Origin of the sequence: Pantoea sp. SO10, assembly GCF_005281435.1 — a bacterium.
GTDB classification, from domain to species: Bacteria; Pseudomonadota; Gammaproteobacteria; order Enterobacterales; family Enterobacteriaceae; genus Pantoea; species Pantoea leporis.
This window is the reverse complement of the sequence record NZ_CP040095.1, coordinates 80126-94920: the sequence shown is the minus strand read 5'-3', so window position 1 is coordinate 94920 and position 14795 is coordinate 80126. Positions and strand designations below refer to the sequence as shown.

At 54.7% G+C, this 14795-nt stretch carries 14 protein-coding genes; 10 read left to right on the top strand and 4 right to left on the bottom strand.

The annotated features are described in order from the left end of the window. Positions 1-3: 3 nt before the first annotated feature. The 6 genes from FCN45_RS00450 to FCN45_RS00425 all read left to right on the top strand — a co-directional run bounded on the left by FCN45_RS00450 (position 4) and on the right by FCN45_RS00425 (position 7269). A complete protein-coding gene (locus FCN45_RS00450; RefSeq protein ID WP_137384872.1) occupies positions 4-1602 on the top strand; it encodes a gamma-glutamyltransferase family protein in 1599 nt (532 codons plus the stop codon). A gap of 173 nt (positions 1603-1775) precedes the next feature. Then, on the top strand, positions 1776-2489 hold the full coding sequence (locus FCN45_RS00445) for a DUF3053 domain-containing protein (protein ID WP_110867877.1): 714 nt from the start codon (positions 1776-1778) through the stop codon (positions 2487-2489). A 457-nt stretch (positions 2490-2946) separates the two neighbouring features. Further along, a complete protein-coding gene (locus tag FCN45_RS00440) occupies positions 2947-4881 on the top strand; it encodes a PTS mannitol transporter subunit IICBA (protein ID WP_137384871.1) in 1935 nt (644 codons plus the stop codon). 94 nt (positions 4882-4975) lie between these two features. After that, positions 4976-6124, top strand: coding sequence for a mannitol-1-phosphate 5-dehydrogenase (gene mtlD / locus FCN45_RS00435; RefSeq protein WP_101763824.1), 1149 nt, complete (start codon positions 4976-4978; stop codon positions 6122-6124). Positions 6125-6184: 60 nt separating this feature from the next. Beyond that, a complete protein-coding gene (gene mtlR / locus FCN45_RS00430; RefSeq protein WP_192236852.1) occupies positions 6185-6730 on the top strand; it encodes a mannitol operon repressor MtlR in 546 nt (181 codons plus the stop codon). A gap of 176 nt (positions 6731-6906) precedes the next feature. Then, a complete protein-coding gene (locus FCN45_RS00425) occupies positions 6907-7269 on the top strand; it encodes a YibL family ribosome-associated protein (protein ID WP_007893377.1) in 363 nt (120 codons plus the stop codon). Positions 7270-7276: 7 nt separating this feature from the next. Here FCN45_RS00425 and FCN45_RS00420 read toward each other — a convergent pair whose 3' ends face one another. From FCN45_RS00420 to FCN45_RS00410, 3 genes are all read right to left on the bottom strand, one after another. Next, positions 7277-8239 carry a VirK/YbjX family protein gene (locus FCN45_RS00420; RefSeq protein ID WP_137384870.1) on the bottom strand — a complete coding sequence of 321 codons (963 nt, stop codon included), beginning with the start codon at positions 8237-8239 and terminating at the stop codon, positions 7277-7279. A 188-nt stretch (positions 8240-8427) separates the two neighbouring features. Continuing rightward, entirely contained in the window at positions 8428-9045 is a 618-nt protein-coding gene (gene sodA, locus FCN45_RS00415; protein ID WP_101763826.1) for a superoxide dismutase [Mn], read from the bottom strand. 160 nt (positions 9046-9205) lie between these two features. Next, on the bottom strand, positions 9206-10231 hold the full coding sequence (locus FCN45_RS00410; RefSeq protein WP_137384869.1) for a LacI family DNA-binding transcriptional regulator: 1026 nt from the start codon (positions 10229-10231) through the stop codon (positions 9206-9208). A 295-nt stretch (positions 10232-10526) separates the two neighbouring features. Between FCN45_RS00410 and FCN45_RS00405 the strand changes: the two genes are divergently transcribed. The 4 genes from FCN45_RS00405 to alsE are packed head-to-tail and all read left to right on the top strand — an operon-like array spanning position 10527 to position 13286. After that, positions 10527-10970, top strand: coding sequence for a PTS sugar transporter subunit IIA (locus FCN45_RS00405; protein ID WP_137384868.1), 444 nt, complete (start codon positions 10527-10529; stop codon positions 10968-10970). A gap of 15 nt (positions 10971-10985) precedes the next feature. After that, positions 10986-11252, top strand: coding sequence for a PTS sugar transporter subunit IIB (locus FCN45_RS00400; RefSeq protein ID WP_101763934.1), 267 nt, complete (start codon positions 10986-10988; stop codon positions 11250-11252). Between the two features lie 43 nt (positions 11253-11295). Next, complete coding sequence (locus FCN45_RS00395; RefSeq protein ID WP_137384867.1) at positions 11296-12555, top strand: PTS ascorbate transporter subunit IIC; 1260 nt, start codon at positions 11296-11298, stop codon at positions 12553-12555. 50 nt (positions 12556-12605) lie between these two features. Further along, entirely contained in the window at positions 12606-13286 is a 681-nt protein-coding gene (gene alsE, locus FCN45_RS00390) for a D-allulose 6-phosphate 3-epimerase (protein WP_101763830.1), read from the top strand. A gap of 77 nt (positions 13287-13363) precedes the next feature. On the opposite strand, the gene FCN45_RS00385 is transcribed toward alsE, so the two are convergent. Next, the gene (locus FCN45_RS00385; protein ID WP_137384866.1) at positions 13364-14704 is read right to left on the bottom strand and encodes an aspartate aminotransferase family protein; all 1341 of its coding nucleotides are present in this window, start codon (positions 14702-14704) and stop codon (positions 13364-13366) included. Positions 14705-14795: the final 91 nt, after the last annotated feature.

Sequence of the window (14795 nt, the reverse complement as noted above, 5' to 3'; positions counted from 1 at the left end):
ATCATGAGTGAACTGGATTTTAACGTCAGCTATGCCTCACACCGCGTACCGATGATGGGGCGCAACGCGGTTGCCACTTCGCAGCCGCTGGCGGCGCAAGCCGGGATGCGTATGTTGCAACAGGGCGGCAATGCGGTAGATGCGGCGATTGCCAGTGCAATGGCGTTGACCGTGCTGGAGCCTAGCGGCAACGGACTCGGCAGTGACGCCTTTGCGATTATCTGGGATGGCAAACAGCTGCACGGTTTGAATGCCTCGGGCCGCTCGCCCACCGCATGGAACCCGGAACGCTTTGCCGGACGCGATGCCATGCCGGAAATTGGCTGGGAAGCGGTCACCGTGCCGGGCGCGGTTTCGGCGTGGGTGGTGCTGGCCGAACGCTTTGGCACGCTACCACTCACCACGCTAGCGCAACCGGCCATCGAATACGCGCGCGATGGTTTCCCGGTTTCACCGCTGATTGGTCATCTGTGGCAGCGCGCCTACCACAAGCTGAAAGATCAGCCTGGTTTTGTCGAGTGCTTTGCGCCCGATGGACGACCGCCGCGTGCCGGCGAGCTGTTCCGTAATCCGGCGCAAGCCGAAACGCTGCAAAAAATCGCCGAAACGCGCGGTGAAGCCTTCTATCGTGGCGAGCTGGCGGAAAAGATAGTGGCGTTTGCTGAGCAGCATGGTGCGGCGCTGAGCCTTGATGATCTGAAAAATCATCGCGCCGACTGGGTAGAATTGTTATCGCGCCCGTTTGCGAGCGGATCGGTGCAGGAACTGCCGCCGAACGGTCAGGGCATCGCCACCCTGATTGCGTTGGGCATTCTGGAACAGTGGGATATTGGTCGCTATGAACCGGATTCGGTGCCGTGGCTGCATCTGTCGATTGAAGCGATGAAGCTGGCGCTGGCCGATCTGGATCGCTATGTCAGCGATTACGATCACCTTGAGTTCCCGGCAGAATTGCTTCTCAGTGATGAGTATTTAAAACAGCGCGCGCAGTTGATTAATCCCGATCGGGCCGGAGATTTTACCTTTGGCTCCCCGCAGCAGAGCGGCACGGTTTATCTTTCTACCGCTGATGCCAGCGGCATGATGGTTTCCTTTATACAGTCAAACTACATGGGCTTCGGTTCTGGCGTAGTGGTGCCGGGCACCGGCATCAGCCTGCAAAATCGTGGCTGCGGTTTCTCACTCGATCCGCAGCATCCCAATGTGGTGGCCGGCGGCAAACGTCCGTTCCACACCATCATTCCAGCGTTTGCCCTCGACGGTAACGGCCAGCCGCTGATGTCGTTTGGCGTGATGGGCGGCCCGATGCAGGCGCAAGGTCATTTGCAGATGGCGCTGCGCATCATGCAGCATAAGCAAAACCCGCAGGCAGCGATTGATGCACCGCGCTGGCGCGTTGAGCAAGGACGTGCGGTGGTGGTTGAACCCGGCATCGACCGTAACGTGCTGGCGAAGCTGCGCGAGATGGGGCACCAGATTACGCTGGAAGATCCTTTGCTTGGCTATAACTTCGGCGGTGCGCAGGCGATTGTGCGCGATCCGCAAGGCTTCTATATCGCCGCCACTGAAAGCCGTAAGGATGGGCAGGCGCTGGTGTTTTGATTTAACGTGTTAAAACGGTCACCATTATTGGTGACCCTGGAATTCCGCCATTTCCTTATCGGGTGCGCATTTATGCGCACCAGGCAAACGCCGCCCGTTGTACCCGTCAGGCCATTGCACTATTCTTTAGGACCATTCCCATCGAATCGAATTAGCCATAACAGGAGTTCATCATGGCGTCAGGAATTTCTCGCATCTGGATGCGTACCGGCATGCTGATGGTCAGCGCGTTAGTGGTGCTGCAACTCACAGCCTGCGGTGACAAAGAGGGCGATCAGCGTAAAGCGTTCAGTGACTTCCTTCAGAACACGGTGATGCGCAGTGGCGAACATCTGCCAAGCCTGAGTGAAAACCAAAAGCAAACCTTCGGCAACTACGCCAGCGACTACGCCATCCTTTATGGCTTCTCGCAGCAGACCAATCAGGCGATTGAGCAAGGTATGCGCCCGGTGGTTGATGAGTTAGCAGCGATTCGTGTACCCCAGGATTACCTCACGCGTCGCGATAGCCTGCGCCAGGCCAGCGGCAATCTGAGCGTGCTGACCCAGCAGATTCAGAGCGCCAAAATGCAGGCGGACAGCAGCAAAGCCACCCTGAAGCAGCCGGATGATCTGAAGAAAGTGTATGACGCGGCCTACGTCAAAGTCGTGACGCAGCCAGCTAGCACGCTGATTCCGCTGCTGCCACAGCTGCAGGCGCTGAGCCAGGCAGCCGTGCAAACCGGCGACTATCTGCAATCGCAAGGCACGCGCGTAACCTTCAACGATGGCGGCGTACAGTTCCCAACCCAGGATCAGGCAACGCAATACAACACGCTGATGAGCAATCTCTCCAGCAACGCGCAAGCGCTGACGCAAGCACAAAATGCGGTGCAAGGCGGGTTGTAACAGCCGAACTATTTTAGTGGTCGCCATCAATGGCGACCCTGAAAGTCTGTTGTCCCTTTCCAGAATTTCGTCACTTCCTTACAGCTCACTTGTCTGCTGCAGCATATTGTGATCTGGCGCATTTTCAACCAAAAATAGTTTGTGACATTGATCACACTTACACAACAAAGCACCCACCTTAAAAGGTGACTTAAGTCACATTCATCGCCTTGTTTTGCTTAATTTTTCGGCACCGTTGCTTTCTTACAGCGCCTTTTTGTGATCGATGTCACCTTATTGCCCCCCAACCACCCCAGCTTAGCGTGATCTGCATCACACTTAGGTGCAGCTCTACGCAGCGTAATAAACTAGTGCTAGAGTCCGCGTGCATACAGTAATGCCACGGCCCCCGCCGTAACGTTCAAACAAAAACAAACGCGCTCTCTTATTGCAGCGCGTCTCAATAAGGGGTGGGTTTATGTCCTCATCAGTAAAGGTCAAGGTTCAGAGCTTTGGTCGCTTTCTGAGTAATATGGTGATGCCTAACATCGGTGCGTTTATCGCATGGGGTATCATCACTGCGCTGTTCATCCCAACCGGATGGATTCCAAACGAAACGCTGGCGAAACTCGTCGGCCCAATGATCACCTACCTGCTGCCGCTGCTGATTGGTTTCACCGGTGGACGTCTGGTTGGCGGCGATCGCGGTGGCGTGGTCGGTGCGATCACCACCATGGGCGTGATTGTCGGTGCCGATATGCCGATGTTCCTCGGCTCCATGATTGCCGGCCCGCTGGGCGGCTGGGCAATCAAATCCTTTGACCGCGTTGTTGATGGCAAGATCAAAAGCGGCTTCGAGATGCTGGTTAACAACTTCTCGGCCGGTATCATCGGTATGCTGCTGGCGCTGCTGGCGTTTGTCGCTATCGGTCCACTGGTTGAAGGCCTGTCTCACATTCTCGCCGCGGGCGTGAATCTGATGGTGCAGAACAACCTGCTGCCGCTGACCTCAATCTTTGTTGAACCGGCGAAAATCCTGTTCCTCAATAACGCCATTAACCACGGTATCTTCTCTCCGCTGGGTATCCAGCAGGCGAGCGAGGCGGGCAAATCAATCTTCTTCCTGATTGAAGCCAACCCTGGTCCGGGTATGGGCGTGCTGGTTGCCTACATGGTATTTGGCCGCGGTAGCGCCAAACAATCTGCAGGCGGTGCAGCGATCATCCACTTCCTTGGTGGTATCCACGAAATTTACTTCCCATACGTGCTGATGGCGCCGCGTCTGTTGCTGGCGGTTATTCTCGGCGGTATGACTGGCGTATTCACCCTGACACTGCTGAACGGCGGCCTGGTCTCTCCGGCTTCTCCAGGTTCTATCCTGGCGGTGCTGGCGATGACGCCAAAAGGCGCTTACTTCGCGAATATCGCTGCCATTATCGCTGCGTTTGCCGTCTCCTTTGTGGTCTCAGCTATCCTGCTGAAAACCAGCAAAGTGAAAGAAGATGAAGATATCGAAGCGGCGACACAGCGCATGCAGGATATGAAAGCGCAGTCAAAAGGTCAGGCTGTTGCCGGTTCGCCAGTCGCTGGCGATGCGATGAGCGTTGACCTGAACCACGTGCGTAAAATCATCGTAGCCTGTGACGCCGGTATGGGTTCAAGTGCGATGGGTGCAGGCGTGCTGCGTAAGAAAGTGCAGGACGCGGGTCTAAGCAATATCTCTGTCACCAACACGGCGATTAACTCGCTGCCGGGCGACGTTGATCTGGTGATTACCCACCGCGATCTGACCGAACGTGCAATGCGTCAGGCGCCGCAGGCGCAGCACATTTCGCTGAACAACTTCCTTGATAGCGCGCTGTACAGCAACCTGACCGAACGTCTGGTGGCCGCTAACCGCAGCGAAGCGCGTCGTGAAACCGTGCAGACCACGCTGGCTGACAGCTACGACGAAGGCAACGCGCACCTGTTCAAACTGGGTGCAGACAACGTGTTCCTTGGTCTGAGTGCCACCCATAAAGAGCAGGCGATTCGCTTTGCGGGTGAGCAGCTGGTGAAAGGTGGCTACGTACAGCCGGAATATGTTGATGCGATGCTGGAACGCGAAAAGCTGACGCCAACTTACCTCGGTGAATCCATTGCTGTGCCACACGGTACTGTAGAAGCGAAAGACCGCGTGCTGAAAACCGGCGTGGTGTTCTGTCAGTATCCGGCGGGCGTACAGTTTGGTGATGAGCCAGAAGACGTGGCGCGTTTGGTGATTGGTATCGCCGCTCGCAATAACGAGCACATTCAGGTGATTACCAGCCTGACCAACGCGCTGGATGATGACAGCGTGATTGAGAAGCTGGCCAATACCACCAGCGTGCAGGACGTGTTGGATCTGCTCTCGGGCAGCACCGTCAAAGCGTAATACCCCGTTTTACCTTCCCTGGGGCGGGTAAGCCCGTCCCACATTTCCGGGGCGGACTTGCCCGCCCTTTCGTCATTTGATATGGGTCAAATTTATGAAAGCGTTACATTTTGGAGCAGGTAACATCGGTCGCGGTTTTATCGGTAAGTTACTGGCAGATGCCGGCATCGAGCTGGTGTTTGCTGACGTCAATCAGGTGGTACTTGATGCCCTTAACGCCCGTCATGAGTATCCGGTTCATGTGGTTGGCGAACAGGCAAAAGTCGAAATCGTAACAGGCGTGAGCGCCGTCAACAGCACCAGCGATGACATCGTTACGCTGATTGCTGAGGTTGATATCGTGACCACGGCGGTTGGCCCGCAGATTCTGGAGCGCATCGCCGGTGGCGTCGCGAAAGGTCTGGCCAAACGCAGCGACAGCGGTAATGTGCGTCCACTCAACATCATCGCCTGTGAAAACATGGTGCGCGGTACCAGCCAGCTGAAACAGCACGTGCTAAAAGCGCTGCCAGAGCAGTATCACGCATGGGTTGAAACGCATGTTGGCTTCGTGGATTCCGCGGTAGACCGCATCGTGCCGCCGTCCGAAGCGGGCACCACCGATCCGCTGGAAGTGACAGTTGAAACCTTCAGCGAGTGGATTGTTGATAAAACCCAGTTCAAAGGGGAATTGCCGAACATTCCTGGCATGGAATTGACCGACAACCTGATGGCATTCGTTGAGCGCAAGCTGTTCACTCTCAATACCGGTCACGCCATCACCGCGTATCTCGGCCAGCTGGCTGGTCACGCTACCATTCGTGACGCGATTCTCGATGAGAACGTGCGTGCGGTAGTGCAAGGCGCGATGCAGGAGAGCGGCGCCGTGCTGATCAAGCGTTATGGTTTTGAAGCCGATAAACATGCTGCCTATATCCAGAAAATCCTCACCCGCTTCGAAAACCCGTACCTGAAAGATGACGTTGAGCGCGTCGGTCGTCAGCCGCTGCGTAAACTCAGCGCGGGCGATCGCCTGATCAAGCCAACGCTGGGCACGCTGGAGTATCAGTTGCCGCACGATAATCTGGTTCAGGGCATTGCCGCCGCGATGCACTATCGCAGCGAAGCCGATCCGCAGGCGCAGGAACTGGTCGCGCTGCTGGCAGAAAAAGGCCCGCAAGCCACGCTGGCGGAAATTTCTGGCCTGGATGCCAACAGCGAAGTGGTCACCTCAGTGGTGAGCGCTTACAACGCTATGGCATAATGCGCGCCCTTTAGTGGTTAACTCGGGCGCGCTTGCGTGCCCGCTGGCGGTAGCTGAACGATGCAGGCAATGATGGAAGAGAAGCAGGCTTTTGAAAACCGGGTGCTTGAGCGCCTGAACGCCGGTCGTTCGGTGAGAAGCTTCCTGATCGCCGCCGTTGAGCTGCTGACCGAAGCGGTTAACCTGCTGGTGCTGCAAGTGTTTCGCAAGGACGATTACGCGGTTAAATACGCGGTAGAACCGCTGCTGCTGGGTGATGGTCCGCTGGGCGAACTCTCGGTTCGCCTCAAGCTGATTTACGGCCTGGGCGTGATCAACCGGCATGAGTACGAAGATTGTGAACTGCTGCTGGCGCTGCGTGAGGAGCTGAATCACGATATCAGCGATTATCGTTTTACCGACGATGAGATCCTCGGCCCGTTTGGCGAACTGCACTGCGTGGCCGCCTGGCCACCGCAGCCAGACTTCAACCGCGACGACGACCAACTGCGCTCCATGCAGCAACAGCGCTATCTGCAGATGGTGCGTTCAACCATGGTGCTGTCGCTCACCGAGCTGATTTCACGGATTTCGCATAAGCAGGTGTTTAAAAAGCCGGCGCTGTAGTTTTTGTATGAACAAGCACGATGAAGCGTGCCGCTGCGGATAAGTGCGCGTGAGGCATCTACGTCTTAAATCAGCACGCATTGTCGCGGCGCGATTTATCGCGCGAAGTCATGCGCTGCAAAGTTGCCTGAATTTGATGTATCCTTTGCCTGTTTTCCTTAACGAGTTTTCCCCCAATGAAAGAACAAGAAAAAGCCGAGATCAAACTTCTGAGCGATCAGCTCGATGCGCTCAACCGCAAAGAAGCCCCGCTGTTAGCCTCTGGCGATGCCGAAAAGCTCGGTGAACTGCTGCGTGAAAAAGAGAAGCTGGAGCTGGAAATTGAGCGCCTGCGCGGTGTGCGCACCGAGAAGCTGAGCAAAGAAGCGCAACAGCTGCAGAAGCTGGGCTTTAGCCGCGAAATCACCAAAAAAGAACAAGCCAACATGGGCGCATTCAAGAAAAGCGTGCGCGGCTTGGTGGTGGTACACCCAATGACCGCGCTCGGACGTGAGATGGGACTGAAAGTGATGACCGGCTACGCGAAGCAGCCGTTCTAATCTTGACTTACGCGGCGTGTGAAACGTCGCGTAGGATGCCCGCCGCCTGATGAACTTGTTGATTCAGACTGTCCAGCAAGGCATAACGACGGCGATACTCGGCGCGCTTTTTGCTGGCAATCTCTTCCAGATCTTTACGCTCCGCGCGTAACGGCAACGCAAATAGCTCATCGCCACGCGCCACGCCACCCAACGACAACCAAAACTCGCTGTAGCTGGCAAAGAACTTATCGCCTTTACTGTGACGATAGCGCAGGCTGCGAAACACGTGCGTGGTATCGCCAACGGCGGTGATCGCCTCAACGCCACACTGTTCCGCCAGATTAAATACTGCTTCCATCAGCAGACGTTTTGGGAATACGCCATGCGCCGCTTTGGTGGCATCGCGAATCACATCGTTAGAAATATGCTTACGCGGCCCCTGCAATCCACCAATTAATAACGTGCGCTTCTGCTGTTCGCGAATAATTGAGAAAGAGAGCGACGCAATTAACTGCGTTTCATAGCGCAATTCCAAAGTAATTTCACCTTCACGGTCAAAGCGGCCCGGACAGCAGTGAATCACATACGTCTCATCATTTTTGCCGCTCAGGGTGGCCAGTAAATTATCACCCGGACTCTGCAACAGCTGACGCAGCGCCGCATTATCTAACTGATCCATCAACGTATAGTGATCGATGATCGCCTGTGCGCGCTGCGCCACGCTGAATCCCGCACGCAGATAAGGACGATGTGGCTTCGCCGGCAGCAAACCCTGCATGGTCAGCAGCTGTGGTAACGCAGATAATTGCGCCAACTGGTGCAGGTAATTAAAGGTAGTTACAGGAAAGACCAGCGATCTTAAGGCAAATTTCGCGCGAAATCTTCCGCTATTCCATAATTTATTTGGCCTGAACTTTCCGCTTATTAACGGCAAAAACAGCGGTGCTGACGAATCATTATTCGTCACAGAAGTTGTGATAGTAGACATGATTATTTAGGCTTGGCGAGACAAATTATCGCCACTATATGCCCCAAATTATCAACGGCAGGTTAATAGCTTTCGCAGCGGAATAGTCGTGTGCGGGAATATTCAGGTCGTTTAGTAAGGGTTTATAAAGGCGAAAAAAAACCGGTGAAGAGATCACCGGTTTAGTGCGTTGCGGCTATCGCCTGAACTTACTTCGCAGCAGCGAAACGTGCTGCAGCTTCGTCCCAGTTCACTACGTTCCAGAATGCTTTGATGTAATCAGGACGTTTGTTCTGATACTTCAGGTAGTAAGCGTGTTCCCACACGTCCAGACCGATGATCGGCGTGCCTGAAACGCCAGCAACGGCTTCACCCATCAGCGGGCTATCCTGGTTTGCAGTTGAAACCACAGCCAGTTTGTCGCCTTTTTTCACCAGCCACGCCCAGCCTGAACCGAAGCGAGTAGTCGCAGCTTTCTCAAACTCAGCCTGGAAAGCTTCAACGCTACCGAAATCTTTTTCGATGGCGGCTTTGAGGTCGCCCTGCAGCGAGGTGCCCAGCTTCAGACCTTTCCAGAAGAAGCTGTGGTTAGCGTGGCCGCCTGCGTTGTTACGCAGGGGACCTTTTTTGTCTGCTGGCAGCTGATCCAGTTTGGTGATCAGCTCTTCTACCGGCAGGTCAGCGAATTCGGTACCTTCCAGCGCAGCGTTAGCGTTGTTAACGTAGGTCTGGTGGTGTTTAGTGTGATGGATTTCCATCGTCTGCTTGTCGAAGTGCGGTTCCAGTGCGTCGTACGCATACGGCAGGGATGGCAGTGAATAACTCATGTTCTTCCTCTCCATTTTAGTGTTTTGCAGCACCACCTCACTGGGCGTGCCGCGTAAGCAGTCGGATCATTATAGTTAAAAACATGATCCGTAAAAGGGTTATCAATGCCTTAGAATTGATAAGGATTTGATGAATCTGGGAAAAGGTGCGCACGCACGGCTACACCTTGTGACTGCTGGCGCGCAGTTTTAGCTGCACCGGCAGTTCATTGATGGCTGGCGGCTCATCACCTTTGAGCGCCGCCAGCAGACGTTTACCCGCCATGCGCCCCATCTCTTCATACGGCAGCACAATGCTGGTGAGCGGCGGCGAACATACGGCCGCTAGCGGACCGCCGCCGATGCTGGCAATCGCCAACTGGCTGGGAATCGCAATCCCCGCCGCATGGCACGCCATGATAGCGCCGCAGGCCACTTCGTCGCTGGTGCAAATCAGCACATCCAGCTCCGGCCAGGTCAGGCGAATTTCCGCCAGCAAGCTGTGCCCGGCGGCAAAGGTCGGCATTTTCGGCGAGGTCACCACGCGATGCGGCGCCTGATTCATCGCCAGCATGCCGCTGTGCCAGCCATTCAGCAGCTGGCGGAAGATGGTGTTATTACTCTGCGAGCACAGCAAACCGAGATTGCGATAGCCGCGCTCGACCAGACTTTGCACCAACTGGCGAATCGCTTTGGCGTAATCGACACCAATGCTGATCCCCGCCGAATCCTGATGCACGCCGCCAATATCCATGACCGGCAGCCCGGAATTGCTCAGCAGACGATGCGCTTCGGCGGCGTTATCGAAATTGAAATGCACCATCGCCGCCGGATTATAGGAGAGCAACATTTCGATCAGCTCGCTCTCTTCTGCCGCCGAATGGTTGGCTTCCGCCAGCATCATATTGTAGCCCTGCGGCCGCAGCACTTCCTGCAGCGCTTCGGACACAATCGCACTGCCCGGCGTAGCAAACGACGGCACCACCATGGTGATCAGGCGTGATGTCGCCGATGCCAGATTGCTCGCCTGCACATTCGGCACATAGGAGAGCTCAATCACCGCCGCATCGATTTTGGCGCGAATTTCAGGCGACACTTTCTCCGGCATGCGTAGCGCGCGCGACGCTGTCATGGTGCTTACGCCCACCAAACGGGCAACATCGGCTAAAGTGCTTTTACCGGTACCGCGCCGTTTTTTTTCTGTCATGCGATCTCCTGCATTACTCGCTACTTTTTTGCCAGGACGCAGCTTAAAACCAAATCTGTTAACGCGCCATGTGAAAAACCACAGTTTCGGGCATGCCTCACCCCGCGATCTTTTCAGAATGATTGAGCATGTCAGGTGCTTGCAACCAAGACAAACGCACAGCAAGGAAATGTTAGCGATAACACGTTTTTTAACAATAACGGTGTTAGCGCTAACTTTTGCGACAATCATCACAGAAAACCGCTGAGAAAATAACCTACATTGCACTCCATCGACGAATAAACAGGAATGACTGATGCTCACTCAATGGCTAACGCCGCAACATATTCGGGTAGTCGAGCAGGTTAGCGACTGGCAGGAAGCAGTGCGATTATCTGCCGAACCGCTGCTGGCCGCTGGGGCGATCAGCCCGGCTTATCTCGATGCCATCTTCACTTCGCATGCCGAACTCGGTCCTTACTACGTGCTGGCGCCGGGCCTGGCGATGCCGCATGCCCGCCCGGAACAAGGCGCGCGCAAAAACGGCCTGTCGTTACTGCATGTGAAAAATGGCGTGAATTTTCAGGCCGATGAAAACGATCCGGTTTATGTGGTCATCATGCTGTGCGCGGTATCTGGTGACGATCACATTCAGATGATCACCGCCTTAGCGGACGTGTTCAGCGACGAATCCCGCCTGCAGCAGTTGCTGTCGGCTTCTACCCTGTCAGCGATTGAAGCTGTCATTGAAAATAAATAACCAGAGAACCCTATGATGAAAAAAGTCCTGATTGTGTGTGGAAATGGTTTAGGTAGCAGCTTTATTGTTGAAATGAACGTGAAGAAGATTGTGGCGGAATTAGGCAAAGAGGCAGAAGTGGGCCACACCGATTTAACCTCTGCGAAATCTGAACAGGCTGATTTAATCATTGCCGCAAAAGATATTGCCGACCAATTAGCCGGGCACAGCGCGAAAGTCGTTGGTCTGACAAACCTGCTGGATAATGCAAAGATTAAAGAAATTCTGGCTGAAAATATCTAATAACAGTTTATCCCGAAAAACTTTACTCACTATGGAGTAAGTTATGCTGCAGTTTATAATTAAGGATGTTCTTGGAACACCCGCTATACTTGTCGGCCTTTTTTCCCTGTTTGGTTTATTACTGCAAAAGAAACCGGTTTCTGATGTTATTTCCGGTACGCTTAAAACCATCATGGGTTTTGTTATTCTCATCGCCGGGGCCAATTTAATTGCGGCCACGCTGACCATCTTCAGTCAGCTGTTTGAGCACTCTTTTAATATTCAGGGCGTAGTGCCAAATACGGATGCAATGGCCGCGCTGGCGCAGAAAAGTTACGGCACCGAAACCGCCATGATTATGGTGTTTGGTATGCTGGTGAACATCTTGCTGGCGCGCATTACCCCGTTGAAATACATCTTCCTGACCGGTCACCACACGCTGTATATGTCGGCGATGCTGGCGGTAATTCTGTCGGTAGGCGGCATTCACGGCTTCTGGCTGGTGCTGATTGGTTCGCTGATTCTCGGCACCATGATGGTGGTTTGCCCGGCGATTCTGCAGCCGTTCACCCGCAAAATCACCAACTCGGACGATCTGGCGCTCGGCCACTTTGGCTCAACCGGCTATCTGCTCTCCGCGTTAGTGGGCAAAATGGTCGGTAAAGGCAGCCCGTCGATTGAAGAGCTAAAGGTGCCAAAAACCCTCAACTTCCTGCGCGACTCATCGGTAGCGATTTCGCTGACCATGATGATTCTGTTTATCGCGCTGGTTCTGGTTGCCGGTAAAGAGTTCACTGAAAGCATCAGTGGCGGCCAAAACTACATTGTGTTCGCCATCATTCAGTCGATCACCTTTGCTGCGGGCGTCTATATCATCCTTGCCGGTGTGCGCATGTTGATTGCCGAAATCGTGCCGGCCTTTAAAGGTATCGCCGATAAGCTGGTACCCAACGCCAAACCGGCGCTGGATTGCCCAACCGTGTTCCCGTTCGCGCCGAATGCGGTGATCATCGGCTTCCTGTCGAGCTTCTCCGCCGGCTTGATCAGCATGTTCCTGTGTCCGCTGTTTGGTCTGAGCGTTATCGTTCCGGGTCTGGTACCGCATTTCTTTTGCGGTGCGACCGCTGGCGTCTACGGCAATATCACCGGCGGACGTCGCGGCGCTGTGATCGGCGCCTTTGTGCAAGGCTTGCTGATCTCCTTCCTGCCAGCGATTCTGCTGCCGCTGATGGGCGACCTCGGCTTCGCTTCCACCACCTTCGGTGATGCCGACTTCGGCATTGTTGGTATCGTGCTCGGCCACATTATTTCGTTCTTCCATTGATGTCATCAACAGCGCCTGCGGGCGCTGTTGTTGTAATGAGGAAATAAGTTATGCAAGCCAAATTCTCCCCCTCCTTAATGTGCATGGATCTCACGCGTTTTCGCGAGCAGGTTGAAGCGATGAATAGCACCGCCGCCTTTTATCATGTCGATATTATGGATGGCAGCTATGTGAAGAATATTACGCTGTCGCCGTTCTTTATTGAGAACCTGCGTAAAATTACCGATGTGCCGATTGATGTGCATTTAATGGTAAATCATCCGGAAGATATTATCCCAATGTGCATTGAGGCCGGCGCAGATATTATTAGCTTCCACCCGGAAACCGCTAATAACAAAATTTTCCGCCTGCTGACGCAAATTAAAGACGCAGGCCGTCGCTGCGGCGTGGTGTTAAATCCGGCCACACCGGCAGAAACTATTCGTGAATATGCGCACCTGCTGGATAAAGTCACGGTGATGTCAGTGGATCCGGGTTTCGCCGGGCAGACATTTATCCCGCAAACGCTGAATAAGATTCGCCAGTTGATCGCCATGCGCGAAGAGCACGGTTATCACTATCTGACCGAAATTGATGGTTCATGCAACGCACGCACCTTCCGGCAGATTGCTGCTTCAGGCGTGGATGTGTTTATTGTGGGCACGTCAGGTTTGTTTAATCTGGATGACGATGTCGCGCAGGCGTGGCAGAAGATGGAGAGCATTTTCGCCGAGGAAACCGCAGCTGCGTAAACCTGCACATATCGTAGCGGCGCAATTTATTGCGCGATAAATCGCGCCGCGACAAAATATGCACAATCAATGATCTGTTAACGCCCCAGCTCACTCAGCGATTTATCCAGCGCGCCCACCAGCCAATCGATATCCGCTTCCTGGAACGCCAACGGCGGACGCAACTTCAGCACGTTGCCATAAGGTCCCGCCACTGACGTCAGCACGCGGTGTTCGCGCAGTTTCTCGATCAAATCCAGCGCCAGCGCTTTATCCGGCGTTTTACTGGTGCGGTCCTGCACCAGTTCGAAACCAATAAACAGACCCGCACCGCGCACGTCGCCGATCGACTCGTGGCGATCCATCAGTTTCTGCAGTTCACTCAACAGTTTGGCGCCCACCACGCGGCTGTGCTCCTGCAAGTCCTCTTCTTTAATTACCGTCAGCACCGCTTGCGCGGCGGCCATCGCCACCGGATTACCGCCAAAGGTGTTGAAGTAAGGAATCTCGTCACTAAATGCCGCTAGCACATCGCTTTTCGCCAGCAAACCTGAAACCGGAATGCCGTTGCCCATTGGCTTGCCGGTGGTGATCACATCGGGCACCACGCCGTGACGCGCAAAGCCCCAGAACGCATCGCCGGTACGACCAAAGCCCGGCTGCACTTCATCAGCAATGAAAATCCCGCCGTTGGCATGCACCACATCGACCGCTTTTTGCAGGAAGCCGCGCGGGTTCGGCAATACGCCATCGGATGAGAAGATCGAGTCAGCGAGGAAGCCGGCAAACTTAATGCCGTGCGCTTTCATATCGTCAATCTGCTGCTGGATTTCATTGGCAAACCACTCGCCGAGATCGGGCGCATTCACGCGATAGGCATCCGGCGGCGAAACCAGACGCGTGGTTGCCGCCAACGGCTGTCCGCTGCCGAGGGCGGGCGACACACCTGACGTGAGATCGCTGGTGCCGTGATACGCCTCCTGCGACACGATAATGCCGGTGCCGCCGCTGAAAGCCCGCGCCACGCGGATCGCCAAATCGTTGGCTTCCGAACCGGTACACATGTACATGGCGCGATCGATGGCATCTGGCGTGGTCGCCAGCAACTCTTCGGTGTAATCGAGAATGCGTTCGTGCAGATAGCGCGTGTGGGTGTTCAGCATCTTCATCTGCTGATTCACCGCCTCAATCACCGCCGGATGGCAGTGACCAATGCTCGCCACGTTGTTGTACACATCAAGATATTTATCACCGGCGGCATCCCACACATACTGCCCTTCGCCGCGCACTAAATGCACTGGCTTGCGGTAAAACAGGCGATACGACTCGCCCAACACTTTGCTGCGCTTGTCGGTTAGCTTGCGGGTTGCCGCATCCAGTCCGTCGGCGTGCTCAGCACGAAAACTGTTGGTATCCATGATGGTAGAACGTGTAGCCATGGTAACTCCCGTTGCGAAGGTGAAAGGGGTGCATGCGAAATCGCCGTTTGCCAATATCATGCCTGCTTTGGCGACAAATGCAACCAAACAC